The sequence below is a fragment of the Aeoliella mucimassa genome (genome assembly GCF_007748035.1).
Lineage (GTDB): Bacteria > Planctomycetota > Planctomycetia > Pirellulales > Lacipirellulaceae > Aeoliella > Aeoliella mucimassa.
Genome location: NZ_CP036278.1, coordinates 1597429 through 1617199 on the forward strand (window position 1 = coordinate 1597429; position 19771 = coordinate 1617199).

Annotated in this window: 16 protein-coding genes and 1 pseudogene; 7 read left to right on the forward strand and 10 right to left on the reverse strand. The window is 60.8% G+C overall.

Going from position 1 to position 19771, the window contains the following annotated elements:
• Window positions 1-14: 14 nt before the first annotated feature.
• The gene (locus tag Pan181_RS06400; protein ID WP_145246041.1) at window positions 15-605 is read right to left on the reverse strand and encodes a hypothetical protein; all 591 of its coding nucleotides are present in this window, start codon (window positions 603-605) and stop codon (window positions 15-17) included.
• Between Pan181_RS06400 and hemB the strand changes: the two genes are divergently transcribed.
• Window positions 599-1612 carry a porphobilinogen synthase gene (hemB, locus tag Pan181_RS06405; RefSeq protein ID WP_145246042.1) on the forward strand — a complete coding sequence of 338 codons (1014 nt, stop codon included), beginning with the start codon at window positions 599-601 and terminating at the stop codon, window positions 1610-1612. The genes Pan181_RS06400 and hemB overlap by 7 nt on opposite strands.
• 10 nt (window positions 1613-1622) lie before the next feature.
• Here hemB and thiL read toward each other — a convergent pair whose 3' ends face one another.
• The 3 genes from thiL to Pan181_RS06420 all read right to left on the reverse strand — a co-directional run bounded on the left by thiL (window position 1623) and on the right by Pan181_RS06420 (window position 5003).
• The gene (gene thiL / locus Pan181_RS06410) at window positions 1623-2540 is read right to left on the reverse strand and encodes a thiamine-phosphate kinase (RefSeq protein ID WP_145246043.1); all 918 of its coding nucleotides are present in this window, start codon (window positions 2538-2540) and stop codon (window positions 1623-1625) included.
• A gap of 107 nt (window positions 2541-2647) precedes the next feature.
• The gene (locus Pan181_RS06415) at window positions 2648-4024 is read right to left on the reverse strand and encodes a trypsin-like peptidase domain-containing protein (RefSeq protein ID WP_145246044.1); all 1377 of its coding nucleotides are present in this window, start codon (window positions 4022-4024) and stop codon (window positions 2648-2650) included.
• Window positions 4025-4229: 205 nt separating this feature from the next.
• On the reverse strand, window positions 4230-5003 hold the full coding sequence (locus Pan181_RS06420; RefSeq protein ID WP_145246045.1) for a hypothetical protein: 774 nt from the start codon (window positions 5001-5003) through the stop codon (window positions 4230-4232).
• Between the two features lie 257 nt (window positions 5004-5260).
• Here Pan181_RS06420 and Pan181_RS06425 point away from each other — a divergent pair, with 257 nt between their 5' ends.
• On the forward strand, window positions 5261-6322 hold the full coding sequence (locus tag Pan181_RS06425; protein ID WP_145246046.1) for a PDZ domain-containing protein: 1062 nt from the start codon (window positions 5261-5263) through the stop codon (window positions 6320-6322).
• Between the two features lie 12 nt (window positions 6323-6334).
• On the opposite strand, the gene polX is transcribed toward Pan181_RS06425, so the two are convergent.
• Entirely contained in the window at window positions 6335-8062 is a 1728-nt protein-coding gene (polX, locus tag Pan181_RS06430) for a DNA polymerase/3'-5' exonuclease PolX (protein ID WP_145246047.1), read from the reverse strand.
• A gap of 462 nt (window positions 8063-8524) precedes the next feature.
• Between polX and Pan181_RS06435 the strand changes: the two genes are divergently transcribed.
• Window positions 8525-8737, forward strand: coding sequence for a DUF2281 domain-containing protein (locus Pan181_RS06435; RefSeq protein ID WP_145246048.1), 213 nt, complete (start codon window positions 8525-8527; stop codon window positions 8735-8737).
• On the forward strand, window positions 8737-9123 hold the full coding sequence (locus Pan181_RS06440) for a type II toxin-antitoxin system VapC family toxin (protein ID WP_145246049.1): 387 nt from the start codon (window positions 8737-8739) through the stop codon (window positions 9121-9123). The genes Pan181_RS06435 and Pan181_RS06440 overlap by 1 nt, the downstream gene beginning before the upstream one ends.
• A gap of 182 nt (window positions 9124-9305) precedes the next feature.
• Here Pan181_RS06440 and Pan181_RS06445 read toward each other — a convergent pair whose 3' ends face one another.
• From Pan181_RS06445 to Pan181_RS06455, 3 genes and pseudogenes are all read right to left on the reverse strand, one after another.
• Window positions 9306-10046, reverse strand: a complete 741-nt coding sequence (locus tag Pan181_RS06445) for a hypothetical protein (protein ID WP_145246050.1) — start codon at window positions 10044-10046, stop codon at window positions 9306-9308.
• A gap of 67 nt (window positions 10047-10113) precedes the next feature.
• A complete protein-coding gene (locus Pan181_RS06450; RefSeq protein ID WP_145246051.1) occupies window positions 10114-10794 on the reverse strand; it encodes an HAD family hydrolase in 681 nt (226 codons plus the stop codon).
• Between the two features lie 95 nt (window positions 10795-10889).
• Window positions 10890-11327 (reverse strand): annotated as a pseudogene (locus tag Pan181_RS06455) (peptide chain release factor family protein); the annotation flags it as partial.
• A 240-nt stretch (window positions 11328-11567) separates the two neighbouring features.
• Here Pan181_RS06455 and Pan181_RS06460 point away from each other — a divergent pair.
• The gene (locus Pan181_RS06460; RefSeq protein WP_197528978.1) at window positions 11568-12860 is read left to right on the forward strand and encodes a c-type cytochrome; all 1293 of its coding nucleotides are present in this window, start codon (window positions 11568-11570) and stop codon (window positions 12858-12860) included.
• A 12-nt stretch (window positions 12861-12872) separates the two neighbouring features.
• Here Pan181_RS06460 and Pan181_RS06465 read toward each other — a convergent pair whose 3' ends face one another.
• Window positions 12873-14108: a Glu/Leu/Phe/Val family dehydrogenase gene (locus Pan181_RS06465; protein ID WP_145246054.1), complete on the reverse strand. Its 1236-nt coding sequence runs from the start codon at window positions 14106-14108 to the stop codon at window positions 12873-12875.
• A 328-nt stretch (window positions 14109-14436) separates the two neighbouring features.
• On the opposite strand from Pan181_RS06465, the gene Pan181_RS06470 reads away from it, so the two are divergent.
• Both Pan181_RS06470 and Pan181_RS06475 read left to right on the forward strand, forming a co-directional pair.
• A complete protein-coding gene (locus Pan181_RS06470) occupies window positions 14437-16053 on the forward strand; it encodes a hypothetical protein (RefSeq protein WP_145246055.1) in 1617 nt (538 codons plus the stop codon).
• A gap of 309 nt (window positions 16054-16362) precedes the next feature.
• The gene (locus tag Pan181_RS06475; protein WP_145246056.1) at window positions 16363-18468 is read left to right on the forward strand and encodes a hypothetical protein; all 2106 of its coding nucleotides are present in this window, start codon (window positions 16363-16365) and stop codon (window positions 18466-18468) included.
• 108 nt (window positions 18469-18576) lie between these two features.
• Here the strand turns inward: Pan181_RS06475 and aroF are convergent, their stop codons facing one another.
• On the reverse strand, window positions 18577-19593 hold the full coding sequence (gene aroF, locus Pan181_RS06480; RefSeq protein WP_145246057.1) for a 3-deoxy-7-phosphoheptulonate synthase: 1017 nt from the start codon (window positions 19591-19593) through the stop codon (window positions 18577-18579).
• Window positions 19594-19771: the final 178 nt, after the last annotated feature.

A 19771-nucleotide genomic window follows, 5' to 3' on the forward strand; every position in this document is an offset into this window, starting at 1 on the left:
CCCGAAACGTGCAATTATTTGCCTGATTTCAGCTCCCGAGCCTTCACTCGTAGCTCTTCGCTGGTCCAGCCTTCGCGGTTTGCGGCTGCCAGTAGCTTCCGCTGCTCGGGCGGGGCGAGCCGGGCCACCGCGGCGTGGGCCGACCACGACAAATTGGGATGCCGGTTCTCGAACGGCACCCGGCGGGCCACCGACGCGTAGCGGCTGAGCATTTCGGTCGACACCATCCCCTCGCACATTTGCGAAAAGGCCTCGCCGAAGCCATCCTCGCCGGCGTTGATCAGGTCGCCAATCCACCACGGGCCCGCTCGTTGGCACCAAATGGCAAACTGCAGCGGGCCATTCCAGTCCTCCATCGAAGGCTTGCCAGAGATACGAATGCCCGTCGAAAAAAAGTGGAACGGGCCAACGGAAATCTTAGGGCGTTGGCTCATAGTGGCAGTGAAATCGAAAGGAGGGGACAAAGGTAGCAAGCCGGTAGTACGCAATGCGTCGCGCTGCGTGAGTCGGTAGATTTTACTGGCAGCGACACAGATAATGGAGGGCAGTTCTCGCAAGTCTTCAAGGTAGGCACCGATTTCAAGCAGGTTTATACGCGATGGCATCCAATGGATCTTGGGGATCGTACCCTTCCACCCGACTTCGCCGAGTCCGCCGACACGATTGGTCGCGTCGCCTGGTGGCCGAGAATACCCTGTCGGCTAGCGATCTGATTTGGCCTCTCTTTGTGCAAGAAGGCGATGCGGCGCCGAGTCCCATTGCGTCGATGCCTGGCGTCAGCCGACTGTCGATCGACGATGCGGTGCAAGCGGTCGGCAAGGCGGTGGAGTTGGGCGTTCCGGTGGTCGCGCTGTTTCCGGCCACGCCGGTCGAACTAAAGACCGACGACGCCCGCGAAGCCTACAATCCCGAAAACTTGATGTGCCGAGCGATTCGGGCGATCAAGCAGGCGCATGGCGACGCGATCGGCGTGCTCGCCGACGTGGCGCTCGATCCCTACTCGAGTCACGGGCAAGACGGACTGGTCCGCGACGGTTACGTAGTGAACGACGAGACCATCGAGGCCCTGATCGCTCAATCCAAGGTGCAAGTCGAAGCCGGCTGCGACATCATCGCCCCCTCCGACATGATGGATGGCCGCATCGGTGCCATTCGCACCGCGCTCGACGAGGCGGGCTTCGCCGACGTGCAGCTCATGGCCTACGCGGCCAAGTACGCTTCGGCGTTTTATGGACCGTTCCGCGATGCGGTGGGATCGTCGGCCAACCTCGGCACCGGCGACAAGCGGACCTATCAGATGAATCCCGCGAACACCGACGAAGCCATTCGCGAGGTGGCTCTTGATCTGGCCGAAGGGGCCGACACGGTGATGGTGAAGCCGGGCATGCCGTATCTCGATATCGTCGCCCGGGTGAAGCAAACCTTCGCGGTGCCGACGTTCGCTTACCAAGTAAGTGGTGAGTATGCCATGCTCTCGGCCGCGGCCGAACGGGGCTGGCTCGATCGCGAAAAGGTGATGCTCGAAAGCCTGCTGGCGTTCAAACGCGCCGGGGCCGATGGGGTGCTCACTTACTTCGCCTTGGAAGTGGCCGAGCTACTCAAACGGGGCTAACGTGCCCGAGCTACCGATGCTCGTAGCCAGTTGCCAGCAGAGCTTCGCGAGTGCCATCGGCATTCAGTTGCACCAGGCTCGTGTCGGCGGTGAACTCCCCGACGTCGGTCAATCCACAAGCGAGTGGTTGGGTTGCCAGGAGTTCGGCACTCACCGCTGGCGGTACTGCGAGCAGTAGTTCGAAATCCTCTCCATCGCTCAGCGCATGCATCGCAGGCGACTTGCCGCTGTCGACCGCCGCTCGTGCTGCCTGCTCGGTAATCGGCAGCTTGGCCAGCTCGACGACCGCTCCCACATGGCTCGCCTTGGTCATCCGGGCAAGGTCGAGCGAGAGCCCGTCGCTCAGGTCCATGGCCGCGTGGATGTCGTACTGGCTCGCCAACTGCAGGGCCTCGGCCACGCGCGGCGTGAAGTCGAGGTGATGACCTTGCAGGCTGCCACCGAGTTTGCCAGTCACCAACATGCGATCGCCTGGCTTGGCGCCGCTACGACGCCAAGCGGTGCCAGCGTCGACCGTGCCGAACGCGGTGACGCTGATCACAAGCGGGCCACGAGTGACGTTGGTGTCGCCGCCAATCACCGGACAGCCGAGCTGTTCGGCCAGCGGAATCATGCCCTCGGTGAGCTGCTCAGCCAGCTGGCGAGGCTCGTGCTCGCGCGGCAGGTTGAGCGATACCACCGCAGCCAACGGTTCAGCCGCCATGGCAGCCAGATCGCTCAGGTTCACCGCTAAAGCCTTGCGACCAATACGTTCGGCTGCGTGCAGGCCGAGGTCGAAGTGCACCTGGTCGGTGATCATGTCGCTGGTCACCACCAGTTGCCGACCGGGCTCGATATTCACCACTGCAGCATCGTCGCCGATCCCCAGGGCTATCGGGCCACCGGCCGAAAGCTGTTCGGTGAGCCAGCGAACGTAATCGAGTTCCATGGCAAGGTTCCTGTCGAGTCGTATGGTGAGCTTTGGTTCCTGCTCACTATTCTTGCAGGAACCACCGCTCTCGACAGGGGCACTCCACCAAGATCGCTCGCGAGCGATTAACGACGAATCGTACTTCGTGAGGTCGCCGAGGCGACGTTGATGTCGGTGTACAGCGTTTCGTTGTTACGAACGATGTAGAACCGAACTTCGCGGAGCTGGTCGATGTTCGACTTCTTCAGAATGTAGTCGATGTCGTTCATCGAAGCGGTCTGCCAGCGGTGCATGCCGACCAGGATGTCGCCCGATTCCAGGCCTTCGCGTTCCGCGGGGCTGTTGGGACGCACGTCGACGATCTTCAGACCGCCGCGATATTGCGAGTCTTTACTAAACAGGTTCTTAGGAGCCGGCTCAAGCTCGACACCCAGCGTTTCCCAGGCGTCGGAGTGGTAGGACTTGGCAGCCACGATTGGAGTGCTGCCGTTCGAGCGGAGTGGTTCGGCAGCCAGTTTCAAGCCAACCGACTCGCCGGAGCGAGCCACTGCTACATCGACCGCACGGCTGTTGGTGCCGATCAGTGCTCGCTCGATGTCGAGCCGACGGTGGGCTTCGATCTCGCCGATGCGCTCAATCACGTCGCCACGGGTGAAGCCGTACTTATCGGCAGGGCTACCCTCCGCCACGTGTTCCACAACCACCTGCCCCTCGGCTGCGTCGGTACGAAGGGTGAGCCCGTGCCACATGTTCTCGGTCTCTTCCACGCTAATCAGGCGAGCCGCAACTTCCATGGCCGAATCGACGGGGATGGCAAAGCCAATACCCTGGGCACCAGCTCGCACGGCGACGTTCACGCCGATCATCTCGCCGTCGATGTTTAGCAGCGGGCCACCCGAGTTGCCAGGGTTGATGCTGGCATCGGTCTGAATCAAATCGTCGTACGACTGGGTGTCGCTCACCTGCACGTCGCGGTGCAACGCCGACACAATGCCGACCGTCACGGTGTGCTCATAACCAAACGCGTTGCCAACGGCCACCACGGTTTCAGCAGGCATCAAATCGCTGGAGGTACCGACGTTGATCGTGGGCAGCAACTGCGAAGTGCGAACACGAATCACTGCCAGATCGGTACGGGGGTCGAACGCGACAACCTTGGCTACGTACTTCCGACGATCAGCAAACGTCACGTTGATCTGACGCACTCCGTCGACCACGTGATTGTTGGTGAGGATGTAGCCCCGGGGGTCGATCACCACGCCGGTGCCCATGCCGTTCACTTGTCGCGTGGCATCGTGCGTGCCAGGCGATTGATCGGTAACCGTTTTCTGTCCTTGAATGTTCACCACAGCAGGGCTCGCCTTTTGTACGGCGCGAACCAGCGGAGTTAACCGCTCCGGCGTTACCTCCCGGCCATGGCACGTGCCTGCGACAAAGCAGGCGGAAACAAGGAAGATATTCAGCAGTCCACCCACTAGGCGGGCATGTCGGGTTTGGGGCATGGTGGGTACTGGGTCGGTGGAGTCCACGCCAACGGGCGGGTGCGTGGATGCGGGCAGGGTGATAGCAAACGAACGTGCCTGCCCGGGCCAAAGCTGGGCGTGCTTGGGTGTGATCGACCATCCGTTACGATCGGCTTAAAACGCATAAGCCGAGGCCGGTAGAGTCGCCCTAGCTTCACGCGCTGCTAGCACCAAATTTGCCGAATTACTCTGACGCCCAGCTCTCGGCGCGAGGAGCAAACACCGGACGCGATGGCACCGGAAAGAACCTGCTCGGCGGTGCCGACTGCAGTGGTGGCTGAAAATAAGGGCTCACGTTCGGCAGAGAAGGGAGCCGGCAACCAAGTCCACTGAACGAGGGGAGCACCATCACCGGCACTCCGCTCGCGTTGCACTCGCAAGGCGAACACTCGCAGTACATGCAGTCGTCGCAAGCTTGTGGGCCTATGGTTGGCTGTGGATGGACCATGGCCTGCGATTCACCAGCTGTCTGTGGATCGACGATTGCTAGCGGTTCGGGCATGGTCGCCGAGGGATCGCTTTCGGTGGGCTCGCCGCCAAGTGTCGGCCGCGGCGGCATGTTTTTCCGATCAGACAGCGGACCACGAATCTCCTCAGCCCGAGTCGGCTCTCCCTCAGCGCTCGGCAGCTGCTCAGCATTGGTTTGCCGCACCTTTGACTGCAGTTGCGGAATCCCCTGCATGGCGAGCGGCTGTGGTGGAACCATCCGCGGCTGAGCCGCCGGGCGGGGCTCTGGTGGCCCGTCGTCCACCACGTATCGATCGAAGGCTCTTACCAGCGAAGTGAGCGGATCCTCCCCATAATCGCCCGGTTCTGACTGCACCGCGGTCATCGGCTGCCCGCTCTGCATCGACGGATTACCCGCCATGTCGAAGCTGGCGCAGCCCGAAAAACTGCTCAGCCCGGCCAGGGCTAGCAGCGAAAAAACAGTGCGAATTGGGGGGAACCAGCGATTCACGAGTGGCAATCGCAGCAATTTGGGGGGTAAAATGATAACAGCGAAGCTCCAGCGTTCCGCTGCCATGCGCAACTCGAAACACCCGGGGCTTTCGTTTCCATCGACTCCCCAGCACCATAACTTTTGCACGACCGGCAAACTCGCGCTATTTTATCTAAGGTGCTGCTAGCATCCGGCATCGACGTAGCCGGCATCGCCGTCGTTCGGTACAGTCCGCCATTCGTTTCCTTCCGCCCATCCTTTCCCAGCCCGAGTCCATGATGCGAGAGTCTCTCGTTGCCCTGACACTCACGTTTGCCCTGGCGCTGTTGATCCCCGGTGCGTTGGCAGCCGAACCGGCTCCTCCCGTAACTTCCACCAGCGAGTCGCTGGCCGACCAGCCACAGCAGCCGGCCCCGCCGACCGAGGCGGAACTCGAAAGCTGGCTCGCCGGGCTCGACGCGAACAAGTACGCCCAGCGCGAAGCAGCAACCGATGCACTGGGCGAAGCCGGCGCGGTAGCGGTTCCCTACTTGCGACGCGCAGCACTCGGCGATTCGCTCGAAGCCGCCGATCGCGCGGTCTGGATCCTGAAGAAGTTCGCCGAGTCGACTGACGAACAGTTGAAGTTGGACGCGTTGACTGTGTTGGCCGACACCGAGCGTTTTCCCGGCATCGTTCGCGAAGCCGAACTGGCACTCGCGGAAATCTATGAACAGCTTTGCCAGACTCACCTCGAAGAACTCGGCGCCGAGTTCACCATTGAGCAAGGTGGGGTGAACCTGGTGAATCTCGATGCCGAGGTGATTAAGGTGAACACCAACCGTGAGCAGTGGAAGGGCACCGTCGACGATGTGATGATGCTTGCAAAGTTGCGACAGGTCGCCATGCTGCGGGTTGCTTGCAGTGAACTCAAAGACGAGCATGTTCGCCAGCTCGCTGGCATCGAAGGTCTTGAGATCATCGAGTTGGTCGAAACCAAAACCAGCATCGCCTGTGTCGACGAACTCAAGCAAACCCACCCACAGCTTCGCGTGCGACTCAAGAACCGCACCATGCTCGGCGTGAAGCTTAGCGATTTGGGCGCGCCGACCGTGCGTACCATCTACCCCGACAAGCCGGCCGCAAAGGCTGGCATGCGTACCGGCGACGTCATTCTGAAGTTCGATGGGCACGATATCCTTACGTTCGATGAACTCACCACTCGCATCTCGCAGCATCAACCGGGCGACAAGGTGGAGATTGTTGTCGACCGCGAGGGGAGTGAGGAAACCCTCATCGCCGAGCTGGAGCAAGTCGATTGGTCGAAGGACGACCCGTTGAGCGAAGAGGACGAATAGTCCTCCGCAAACTCAGCCTCGCTTAATGAGCTTGCTCATCGCTTTCCAGCTGCGTGTGTTCGCGACATCCTTTGCCGTTAGTCCGGCTCGCCGGGCTTGCAGCACGCCGTAACGCAGTACGTCGAGCCCGTGAATGCTGTGCGCGTCGCTGTTGATCACGATCGGAATGCCTAGCTGTTTCGCGCGGGCGCAGTGCACATCGTCTAGATCGAGTCGCGCAGGGTTAGCGTTCAGTTCCAGTAGCTTGCCGTTTGCCTTGGCCGCCTGCATTACTGCTTCGAGGTCGACCGCGTAGCGATCGCGCTTGTTGATCAACCGGCCCGTCGGGTGGGCGATGGCCGATACCCAGCGGTTTTCGAGCGCACCAAGAATGCGATCGGTAATCTGCTGCCGCTCCTGGTTCTGTCCGTAGTGCACGCTTGCAACCACCCAGTCGGCCTCGGCCAGCACATCGTCCGGCAGGTCCATTCCACCTTTTTCGAGGATGTCGCACTCGATCCCTTTAAGCACCAGGATGCCTTCGACTTCGTCGTTGACCTTGTCGATCTCGTCCCACTGCGTTCTTAGGCGATCGGCATCGAGCCCGCGAGCCATGGTCACCCGCTTCGAGTGATCGGTAATCGCAATGTACTTGAGCCCTCGCTGCTGGGCGGCCGCTACCATTTCGCGGATGGTTTGCTTGCCATCGGTCGCAGTGGTGTGCATATGCAGGTCGGCCACCAGGTCGTCGAGCTCTAGCAGTTTGGGCAGGTCTTTCTTGCTGGTGTAGTCGAACTCACCGCGGTTCTCACGCAACTCTGGCGGATAGCACGGCAAGTCGAGCGCCGCATACACGTCGGCTTCCTGCGCGCCGGCCAGGTACTCCTCGTTGTCGCCATCGACTCGAAATACGCCCCACTCGTTGATCTTCAATCCGCGATCTTTGGCCATGCTGCGGAGGACGACGTTGTGTTCCTTCGAGCCGGTGAAGTACTGCAGCGCGGCCCCGAACGACTCGGTCGGCACCACCCGCAGGTCGACCTGCATGCCCGAGTCGAGCCGCACCGACATTTTCGTATCGCCGCGGGCGATGACGTCGGCCACGTCGTCGAATTCGCCGAGATGATCCATCACCGACGCGACGTCGCTCGCGTCGACCAGAAAATCAAGATCACCAACCGTTTCGCGACCCCGTCGGTAGCTGCCGGCAACGGCCAGTTGCTCCACCGCTTTACAGTTTTGCAGGTGCTCGTGAATGCGCTGCACGATCTCATCGGCCGTGGCCCAGTACACCCGCTCGCCCGCCCGCTCGGCCAGGGCAATGCCATCCATGATGGTCTTCTCGGTCTTCGCACCGAAGCCTTTGAGATCGCGCACCTTCTCGGCTTCGCACGCCTCGCGAAGTTGTTCCAACGTTTCGACCCCCAACTCTTTGTAGATCACCGAAGCTTTCTTTGGCCCCAGCCCCGGGATGCGCATCAACGCGAGCACCCCCTCCGGAATCTCGGCCAGCAGCTCTTCGAGCTGCGGCAGGCTGCCGGTTTTGACCAGCGTGGCGATCTTCTCGGCCAGGTCCTTACCGATGCCATCGAGCTTGGTCAGGTCGCTCTCCTGCTCGACCAACACCGCAATCGAGTCGGGCAGGTCCTGCAACCGCCGCGAACCGTTCCGGTACGCCCGGACGCGAAACGGATTGGCCCCCTGGAACTCCAGAAGGTCGGCCATTTTCTCAAACACAGCAGCAATCTCGCGGTTGTCCATAGTGCGAAGGGAGTCAGGTAGATGGAGGGGGAGGTAAAAGAGGAAAGGGAGGAAGTCTGAATTGCTAGCGGACGATGCACTTACAGCGTTCGATAGTTTCCCATTTCCCAGAATACGATTGTTTGGGAAAATTGATTTCGCCGCCAGGGATGGTTGTAAGTGCTTGGTATGGAACCACTTGGGGAAAGTGGGCTGCTCGGAGTCGGGAATTATATTTTCCCATATGGGAATCTATTTTCGCGGGAGTGGGAAACTAAGTTCGCACCGAACAACCACACGGAACGGCCAACGACCGCCAGGTCGGCGCAAACCGGCGGCCACTGCGCGATGCGCACAAATGTTCATTAGACCAGGTTGGTGGCCAATTTCAAGCAAAAAGTGGGGAGGAAACAGTGCCCAAAAACTGCGATCGGAAGTCGAGTTTTTGTTCACGTCCTGTTCGGCCTGTGGTAAAATTCAGGCATGAGCGCAATTTCGATAGAACATCTGGCCAGGCAGATTGAGCAGCTAACTCCTGCGGAGCGTGAGCGGCTTGAGCAAGTATTGCAAGAGCATGCAAACAAGGTCCGCAACGGCGAGCCGTCTAGCATGGTGCAGGCGGGCTGGGCGAAGGGGCTTGTGATGAGCGACGACTTCGACGAGCCGCTGGAAGACTTTCGGGAGTATGCCGAGTAGTGAGAATTCTGCTCGATACACACGCCTTGCTCTGGTATGCGGCCGACAGCCCGAAGCTAAGCGGGGCGGCACGGTCGCTTATCGAAAGCGATGAGAACGAAAAGTGTTTGAGTATCGCTTCGTGTTGGGAAATTGCCATCAAAGTGAGCCTCGGCAAACTGACGCTACCAACGAGCATTGAGAAGTTCTTTTCCGTTCCCCTGGCCTCGTCGAAGTGGAGTCTCCTCTCGCCGGGAATCGATGAGATGGTGATCGTCAGCGAACTTCCGTTCCACCATCGCGATCCTTTCGATAGGCTCCTTGTAGCACAGGCCATCTCGGAGAGTTTGCCGCTTGTCAGTAATGACAGCCTGCTGGACCAGTACTCCATTGACCGCAAGTGGTGACTGTTGTTGAGCGGTTGGGTAGCACCGACAGTCGGCCGCAGGGGCTCGGACATTGTGGCAAGCTTGTTCTGCCGATTGTCGGTGTCGCTTGCGGTAGAATGCCTTAACGTTCTTTGGCTGCCAGCGGAGTGGTTCTGACAACTTGTGCGACCTGGTACTCTGAAAACGGCATCCAGGCGAGGCTATCGAGGGTTAGCTCCGTTGACGAAGGGATCCTTCCAGGCATGATCCGTGTTTTCATATAGAATCTTGATCGAGGGGTGCTTGATACTAGTCAAACTCTTAGCAGTGGGATCGCGGTCATCTATCCTAACGAGGATTCCATAGTCATAGAGTTTATTCTCTGCTTTGTAGGCTTCCAGGGCATCTTCTCTCATAAGTACGACATGGTCGTTAATTGTCACTTTTGTGTATTCATCCAGTCTTGCAGCGAGGGTTATATGGCCATTGGCTAAGAAGCCATATGCTTCCGAAAAATAGATGACATCTGAATTGGCCACGCATTCGCCGGTTATCTCATCTTGTTCAATTAAGCCGCCTATAGAAACGTCCGTGAAATATCGCTTTCGATACGTCAGGAATTTCGAGTAGTGGCCCGCTGCAGGTTCGATAGCAATGACTGTCCCCGTGTATCCTTCAACTTCGGAGGTTGATGCATAGATACCGCACCAACTATCTAGGGGGGAGTTCGAGCTATCTAGGGGGGAGTTCGAGGTGGAGTCGATCTCAGTCGTGATGTTTTGTGGGGGGTGCGGTTCAGACTCTTGGTTCTGAGATGGTGGATTGTCCGCTGTTAATACCGTGTGATTAAGTCCTGGTGGACTCTGATTCTCTGAATCGTCAGCGCATCCGCTGAGAAGAGCGATTAGAAATGGTAGACAAAGGATGCGAGCCAGAGAGTATGGGCTGCAAGTCAATGACATTTTGGTCGCTCCTTTGCAAGTGGATAACGTGGCCAGCCTCTTTGTCGGGCAGAACTTGACTCCCGCTCTACTCCGCCAACCAGTCGACTAATGCTTGGGCGTCTTCCAGTGTTTCCACGGCTAGGTCGGGGTTGGCCGCGCGGAGTTCGTCCATCGGAGTGAAGCCGGTCGGCACGGCCACGGCGTACGCGCCGATGGCTCGGGCGCAGGTGATGTCGTGCACTGTGTCGCCGATCACGACCAGGCGTGAGTCGTCGTTGCGGGCGAGCTTCAGGTGATCGCTCGCGGCCAGCACTGCCGAGCGGGCGATGTCGTCGCGATGGGGATGGATATCGCCATAGCCGCCGAACGCAAAATGGTGCCAGAGCCCAAAGTGGGTGAGTTTGGCCTCGGCTCCGCGGATCACATTACCGGTGAGCAGCCCGAGCCCGACGTCGTCCATTGTCTGTAACTGGGCAATCAGTGCTTCGACCCCTGGCAACACCTGGCCATCGCAAGCGACCAGAGTCTCGGGAAGCGTCGCCAGGTAGACTTCCTGAAACTCGTGCCAAGTGTCCTCGGTCGCTTCGATGCCATGCAGCGTCATCAGGTCGAGGGCGATCGCGCGGTCGCTCCGCCCAGCGAATGGCACGTCGCGAGTGAGATCGGTCACCCCGTACAAATCGCGAAACGCCCGGGCGAACGCCTGGTAGCCTGCGCCGTGGCTGAGGATCAAAGTACCGTCGATATCGAAGAAGCAAACTTTCATAGCTCGAATTGTAAGGGGTGAGGTCCGCACGGGGTAGGATTGCCGGCCGAGCGAGCGCGTGGGCGGGGATAGCGGGCCCGCTTTGCAAAGTGCATTCACTTGAGGGGGTGGAGTCCCCGCTCGGTTCGCTCCTGGTTAAGCCGCGTGAATGGCGATGTCGACTTCTTCAGCAGGTTCACCAACTGGGTGGCCGACACGCCAAGCTGATCGGCCGCCTGACGGGTGTCGAAATCATGGGCTGCCAGGTGGTTCAGGGCCTCGGCCACCAGGGCGGCGTAGTCCTCGTGCTGCACGTTCACCGCGATTCGTCCCCCTTGGGTCCGACGTTTCCACCGCTCGCTCAGTGGTTCCACTGCGGTGCGGAATTCCACGGCCAGCCGCAGACGCAAACGCTCGAGCGCCTGCTCGCGGTTTGCCTGCTGGCTACGGCGCTCGTTCGCCTCGGCCGAGATGCCAGTCGGCTCGTGGGTGAGCACCACCGCGGTTTCCACTTTGTTGCGATGCTGCCCGCCGGGGCCGGAGCGTCGGGTAGTGGTCGCTTTGCATTGGGCGGCGAGTTCTTGCGGATCGAGTTGGGCGGGGTGCGTCACGGGGCAGGGCGGGGGGCAGGAGTTTACACGTTGGCAAGCGTTGGTTGGCTGATCAGGACCTCGACTGGCACCTTGCGAACAGCTGCGACGAAGTGTCGCACAGGCAGCAGGCCCATGGTCAGAGGGGCCCCAACTGGCTAGGCTGACAGGGGTAGTTCCACGGTTCTGATGCAGGGATTATTCATGTTTTGGCGGTCTTCGAAAAGTCGACTTCTGGCTGGTTTTGGGCTCCTGGCGTCCCTTGCGCTGGTCGCAGGGTGCGAAACCTCCGCGCCCGAGTTCCAACCCAACGGCATGGCCGCCGCCGACGCTCGGCTGATTCTTGAGCACCAGCAGCAGATCGCTGCGGTGATGCTCGACCTGTTCGGCACGCCCGACGATCCCCAGGTGCCCGACGGGGTAGAGCTCGATCTCGAGTTGCTCACCATGGCCTCTGGCGCGGCTGGCTACGAGGGACACATCGAGGACGACGATCACCTGCAGCGTGGGCTGTATCGTCAGCATTGTGCGACCTGCCATGGCGTGACCGGGCGGGGCCGTGGGCCGGCGGCCGGCATGATGGTACCCGCTCCGCGTGACTTCACCGCGGGACTGTTCAAGTGGAAATCGACCTACCTGAAGGCGAAGCCGACCGACGATGACCTGCGAGACGTATTAATCCGCGGGATTCCCGGCACCGCGATGCCATCGTTCGCGTTACTCGAAGACGAGAAGGATCAGGAGGAAGAAGATAAACGACTCGACGCGCTGGTGGAGTACACCAAGTACCTGGCCATCCGCGGGGCGTTCGAGCAGCAGTTGATCGCGACTGTCGGAGAGCAGCTTGATGCCGACTTTGTGGAAGGGACCACCGACGAGCCGTTCGATCCCGCGACCGACGAGGCCGACCAACAGATCGTCGACCAGTTGCTCACGCAGATCGCTGCCGATTGGCGCGACGCCGAAAGCCAAGTGGTGGTGCCCGATCCCGCGCTGATGCCGGGTGCCGAACGCAGCGAGCAAGCGATTGCCGACTCGATCGCGGCCGGACAGGAGCTGTATAAGTCGCTTCGCACGAAGTGCACCGATTGCCATGGCCCCGCCGGCAAAGGGATGGAGCTGAAGGAAATGGACGTCTGGAACCAGCAGCTCGCCGACTATCAAAAGGAGACCGGCGTACTGGAGGAATCGATCGAGTTCCGCCAGGCCCAGCGGCATCAATCCGAAGCGGAACTCGTAGCAGATCGCCAGTTGCTAGTGCGTCGCAAGCGGGCGGCCGATCGTCAGCTCTACGCCCGCAAGGCAACCGCCCACGATCTAACGACCGGCGTGTTCCGCGGCGGCAGTGAGCCGATCGATTTGTTTCACCGCATCCACCAAGGGATCGCAGGCACGCCGATGCCGGGCCAGGGATCTCCCCGCCCCGGCGTGGACGGGGCTCTCAGCGAGCAGGAAATCTGGCAACTAGTCGACTACATTCAGTCGATTTCCAAATAGCTCAGCCACCGGCTACGCCTGACCAGCCAGACGCATGGCGCGGGCCACCCGGTCGATGCCCACCATGAATGCTGCGGTGCGGAGCGACACATGACGTTCGACCGCCAGGTCCCACACCTGCTCGAAGGCGGTGGAGAGCATGTGGTCGAGTTCGCCGCGAACGCGGTTCAGGTTCCATTGGTAGAATTGCCGGTTCTGCGCCCACTCGAAGTAACTCACGGTCACACCGCCGGCGTTGGCCAGGATGTCGGGCAGGATCGGGATGCCGCGCTCGGTCAGCACTTTGTCGGCGTCGGGGCGAACCGGAGAGTTAGCCGCTTCGACAATGAGCTTGGCCTTGATGCGATCGACGTTTTCGCAAGTGATCACCCCACCCAAGGCGGCGGGAATAAGCACCGTGACGTCGAGTTCCAGCAGTTGGTGGTTGGTAACCGTCTCGGCCTCGGGGTACCCAGCCAGCGAGAAGCCATGTTCGCGCGAGTAGCGGGCTGCCTGCAGGATGTCGATACCGTTGGGGTTGTAGTACCCGCCCGACAAGTCGCTGATGGCGACCACTTTGCACTCCGCTTCGCTCAAAAACTTGGCCGCGTGCGAGCCAACGTTGCCGAAGCCCTGGATGGCGATCGTCGACTTGGCTGGCTTACGACCGATGCGGCCAAGCGCCTTGATGGTGAGAATGCCGACTCCACGGCCGGTGGCTTCTTCGCGGCCTGGAATGCCATAGTGCTCTACCGGCTTGCCAGTGACCACGGCCGGGTTGAAACCCGCGTACTTGTTGTATTGGTTGACGAACCAGGCCATCACTTCGTGGTCGGTTCCCATGTCGGGAGCCGGAATGTCCTTGTCGGGGCCAATCAGCTCGTGCACCTCATCCACGAATTTGCGCGTGATACGCTCCTTCTCGCGTTTGCTGATCGCACGACTGTCGACGGCCACGCCCCCTTTGGCTCCGCCGAACGGTATGTTGACTACCGCGGTTTTCCAGGTCATCAGCGAGGCCAGGCTGCGGGTTTCGTCGAGATCGACCTCGTGGTGGTACCGCAGTCCCCCCTTCATGGGCCCGCGGGCGCGGTTGTGCTGCACCCGGTAGCCGATGAGCGACACGAGTCGGTCGTCGTCCATTTGAACCGGGATCTGCACGGTGATCTCGCGCTCGGGCAGCGCCAGCAGGGGACGCAGATCGTCCTCCAGCTCGAGTTCGTCGGCAGCCATGTTAAAGTAGTGTTGAACAGCCTCGAAAGCTTCCATTGCAGTTCTCTCAAACAACGTTGCTAGATGTTGTCAGCCGGGTTGAATGCCTTAAGCTGGGGTATTGTAGGAGCTTGTCGGATTTGCCCCCAAGAAACTTTGCCATTTGATCAGAACCACTGCCGTTGGCTCACCGCGTGCTGCCATCGGCCATCAGCAACGGCGCGTGCCACGAGCGAGGACCGGAATAAGCCCTGCCCGATTGCTGAAAGCTAGAGAGAGAACGCCTGTGGAGCGTTTGAACGCGCGGCAAACGTAGCCAAGATCAAACGACTTACTTAGAGTATCCTACTCTAAGGTACCTTTTGTTTTATATGGTCGGACCCTCATGCCGGACTTTGAAATTCGTACCGACACCGTTTCGCTAGCAGAGAAGCGGGCCGCCAAACGCAAGAGTAAACTGCCGGGCCTAGTGATCGCGGCCGTGTCTGCCGCCTGCGTGGTGTTGGTGATACTGATCGTAGCGACTCTGATGCGTGGCGGAGGGCAACCTGCCGATCCGCTGGCGGAGCAGGCCACCGGCCAGGCTCCTGCGAACCGTTCGCCCAACGAGTCGCGTGCGACCAGCGAGCCCGATCACGTCGAACCCGCCGAACCAGCGCTGGTGGAGGACGATGGCAAGACCATGTGGGTTTCGCCGACCGCAGGGCCACCCATCGATTTGGCGGGGCTGCCGATGGGGTGCGAGATGTTTCTCGCCATGCGCCCTGCCGACTTGATGGCGACCCCCGAAGGGGAGAAGTGGCTGGCCGCGCTCGGACCACGCGGCGGGCAGGCTGAGCATTATCTGGAACACCAAACCGGTTTGACCTTTCGAGAGATCGACCAACTACTGATCGGCGTTCGCCCAACCGGCGAGTTCGCCACCGAGCTGACCCTAGTAGTGACACCTCGCGAGGGGGCGTCGCAGCGGCTGAGCAGTCAGCATTACTTGCTGGTGGGCCGCGAGCCAACGTTCGTGATCGCCTCGCCGAATGCATTGGCCGAGATCAAAGAGCTAAAGGGGGCGGCTCCACCGCTGCGTCGCGAAGTGGAATTGGTGGTCGGCTCGACCGACTCCAGTCGGCATGTTACGCTGGTGGCCGCTCCAGCGTTTCTGTTCGGCGAAGGACGCAGCATGTGGCAAGGTGCCTTGGCGGGCCTTCGCGATCCCCTGTTCAACCTACTGCCCGACAGCACCCGATGTGCGGCGGTGAGTTTGCATGCCGGCGACGACTTCTTTGCCGAGGTGCGTCTCGCTGCGACCATCGACCAAAAGCCGTGGACGTTTGCCAATCAGTTTGCCGACAAAATCGCCAGCTGGCCGGCCGAAGCCGAACGGGCAATCGCTGGCATTACCGCGACTTCTTACAGCGCTGCAGTGGTGGCTCGCTTGCCAGCCATGCTACGGACGCTTAGCCGATACCAGCGAGTGGGGGCCGACAACGATCAAGCCTTGCTGCGGGTGTATCTGCCGGCTCCCGCGGGGCATAACCTGCTGATGGCTGGCGAACTGTTGCTGTCGGAAACCATGGCTGCCGGCGGGGCGAGCACTCCCCAGGTAGCGGGCAACCAGCCGCCAGCGCAGAGCATCGAGGAGCGACTCGCCCAGCGCACCTCGTTGAGCTTCGCCCGCGATACGTTAGAGACCGCCGTGCAGTTGCTAGGAGACGATATCGGAGTCGACATCGTGCTGATGGGGGGCGATCTGCAGCTCGACGGCATCACGAAGAATCAGTCGTTCGGGCTCGACGAGCAAGACAAGCCGGCCGCCGAAATACTGGTGAGCATCCTCCGCCTGGCCAACCCCGACAAGACTGCCAGCGGGCCTGACGATCCGAAGCAGAAGCTGGTCTATGTGTTGGGTACCCGTCCTGGTTCGATCGATCCCGCAGTACTGGTGACCACCCGCGCCCAGGCCGAGAAACGGGGGGATGAGCTGCCGGAGATCTTTGTGCCGAAGTAGCCTCGAGGCTCTACGATTTTCGGCCGCAATGGGTCGTCGCAGGCGAAGTGTCCGGTGCTGGTTTTGCTTGGAAATTGGTAACGCACGAATGCGGGCATCGGCAAAACGCCACGACAACTGTAGAGATTGAGGGAGAATCCTGTTTTTCTCGTAATCTTGCCTGTTGCCTTTGCTGATTTCTCCGATTGTGCTGCATACCGTATCGTACGAGTGTGGTAAGCTGGAATATTCATGTGATCCCCAGGCGAATGGCCTACGTAGAGATCACACCGGCTTGCCCTACTTCCTCCTCGTTATACACCGGTCGCAATGGAACCCTTCTCGATTGTCTGCGAAACCTGCGGAGCGAAGCTCAAGGTCCGCGACCCGGGGACTATCGGGCAAATCCATGCGTGTCCGAAGTGCGAGAGTATGGTGCTGATTGCAGCCCCCGCGGCCCTGGCTGATCCGGCGACGCCGGCGTCCGCAGCTCCAAGCCCCTCCGCTCCAATCGCAACGGGCCAGCCACCCGTGGAAGGCCTGGTAGCTCCTAGCGATTTCGGTGCCGAACTCGACGACCTACTTACCACAGCCGCCCCTAAATCAACGTCGCCCGAGCCGAGTACTCCCTCCGCTCCCGAACCGGTGGCCGACTCTCCATTACCAGCCGAAGACCTCTCAAGCGAGGCCGTGGAGTCGACGCTCAATCAGACATTAGCCGACCAGCCGATGGCCAGCGATGCCCTGGCTGAGGAAGCGGTTGCCGAACAAGCAGCCGTGGCTGCAACGGGACGCTCGACCACGTTACTGGTGAGCGTGGGTGGTTCGGTCGCCTGTTTTGCCCTGGGGCTGCTGGCCGCTGCCTGGTTCATGGGTGGCGGCGACACTGCCTCCCCGACACAGGTCGCTCAGCGCGATCCGACTGTAGAGACTCCGGCTCCCGCGACGTTTGCGGAGCCAGAAGACGACCCGGTGGAGGTCCAGAAGCCGGTTGTCGAAACCGAAACCGACACCGACATTCCCCCCGAGCCAACTCCTCCGGTGGCCGCTGAGCTGCCGGAGCTACCGGATAACGACACTCCGAACGCGCTGCCCGACTTGCCAGCGCTCGACGAGGAGCAGCCGCCGGCTATCCCAGAGGTGGAAGAACCAGCCGCTGCCGAACGGGTGCCCGACACCTTGCCGTCGATCGATCCGCTAAGGGTCGATGCCTCGAATCTCGATCTCTTGCTGTTAGGCGAGGGGGCGACCGCGACGTCTGAGGAGCAATCGCCCGCTCCCGCGGAAGAGACCCCGCTACCAGATGCCGGCGATCAGCCCGAGGATCCGCTTCGCGTCGCCCTGGTGCCAAGCGAATTACGCTTCGAGCCCGGTTCGGCCAGTCGTGGTCCTTCGTACTCCGAGGAATTCGGCGCCGGTAAGCTTGAAGCTCGTCTGGCCGATACGTTGCCGTCGGTCACCTGGCGGAACGTGCCGCTCTACACCGCAGCCAACGAACTGTCGCGGCTCGCCAGCGTGCCGATCACCATCCGCCCCTCGGCGCTGGAGATGGCCCGCATCACGGCCACGCAGCCCATTTCGGTGGAAGCCAACGACTCGACGGTATTCGAAGCCACTTCGGCAATTGCCGAGAAGGTACGGCTCACGGCCGAGGCCACCCCGACCGGCGTGGTGCTCACCAAGCGTGGACCCGCAGGCTGGTGGAATCATCACTACAAAGACGTGGCCGATCTCTGCCCAGCAACTGGCGATGCAAGTGAGCTGGCGGACGTGGTTCGCAAGTTCGTCGCCCCGGCGAGCTGGAACGAGCCAGACGCCAAGCTGGAGGTCGATGGCAAAACTCTGCGGGTCGATCAAACCACCCCCGTGCAATACGAGATGCTGATTTTCTGCGAGCGGCTACGCAAGGCTCGCGGGCTGGCGACTCGCACCAAGTACCCCTCGCGGCTCATTTCCATCGAACCGCGCCTCGCCCAGCTCCAGGAACCACTCGCGCGAGCCACCACGTTTGCCTTTGTCGACTGGACTCCGCTGGTCGATGTGTTTGAGTACTGGCATCAAACCAGTGGTCTGGTGGTGCTCGTCGATTGGCAGCACCTGGCCGACCAGGACCTTCGCCCTCGCGCGACGATGGCGGCCTCGATCGAGAATACCAAATGGAACGTGGCGCTCGATACCTGCTTGACTCCGCTCGATCTGGCCTGGGTGCCGATTGATGGGGAGACCATTCTGATCACGACGGTCGACAAGGCCGAACTCGACTGCTGGGTGGAGTTCTACCCGGGAGCCGATGCCGAGGCAATTCGCGACCGCGTGGAGAGCCTGGCCGATGCGACCACCCTGGCTGGCATGGCAGTTGCCGAGGATTCGACAGGCCGCTTTGTCATCGTGCGAGGCAACCGCCAGGTGCACGAGGCTGCCAGCTCGGTGAAGTAAGCGAAACCAAAAACACCCTCAAAAAACGCACCAGCCCCGCCAAACGGTTCGCCGTTCGACGGGGCTGGTGCTGTTCGTATACCCAACTTTTTTGCCTTCAGGCATCGACTACATCGTGCGATCCACGGCTTCGGCCACTCGGCGGCAATCGGCCATCATCTGGGCGAACGCTTCGCAGTCGAGCGTTTGGAATCCATCGCTCTTCGCGTGTTCGGGATCGGGGTGCACTTCCACGATAATGCCATCGGCCCCGGCAGCGATCGCCGCCTTGGCCATCGACGGAACCAGCGTGGTATGCCCAGTGCCATGGCTGGGATCGATCACCACTGGCAAGTGAGTGCGGGCCTGCAACCAGGCGACCGTAGCCAGCGGCAAGGTGAATCGCGTGTGGGCTTCGAAGGTGCGAATGCCACGCTCGCACAGCATGACGTTCGGGTTGCCACCGTCGAGAATGTATTCGGCCGCCAGCAGCAGTTCGTCGACGGTCGCGCTCGGACCACGCTTGAGCAGCACCGCGCGATGACTGCGACCACACGCTTCGAGCAAGCGGTAGTTCTGCATGTTGCGGGCACCAATCTGCAGCACTTCGGCGTATTCGCTTACCAGGTCGACATCCTCCGAGGCGACCACTTCGGTCACCACTGCCAGGCCGGTTTCTTCGCGAGCGGCCGCCAGCATCTTCAGCCCCTCTTCCTTCAGACCCTGGAAGCTATAGGGGCTCGTGCGGGGCTTGAAGGCTCCGCCGCGCAGGGCCGTGGCACCGGCCGCTTTCACCGCCTTGGCCGTGGCGACGATTTGCTCTTCGCTTTCCACCGAGCAGGGCCCAGCCATCATGCCGATGTGTTTGCCGCCGATGGTGAACGATCCGGCGGTGATCACCGAACGCTCGGGGTGCGACTCGATGCTCGCCAGCTTGTAGGGAGCCAGCACCGGCATCACGTTGTCGACGCCCGGCGCGCTCTCGAGCTTTCGCAGGTCGCCCGCTTTGCGTTCGTCGCCAATCGCGGCGATCACCGTGCGTTCGGTGCCCCGGAGGGTAGTAGGCTTCAGCCCGGCGTTTTCGACTTCGGCAATCATGTGCTGGATCTCCTCTTCGGTGGCATTACGCCGCATTACGATGATCATGGTTTAGTTGGGTACAGGAGTAAGAGGGATAAGAACAAAAAAAGCCCTGAGAACCATGGGGTTCTCAGGGCTTTGGCGTTTCGTGCTATCTGCAAGGCAATTAGGCACAGCCTCCGTCCCCGGAACCCGGGCGGGTAAAGCTAAACCAGAAAAATCGCCAATAATTGCGTTGCATGCC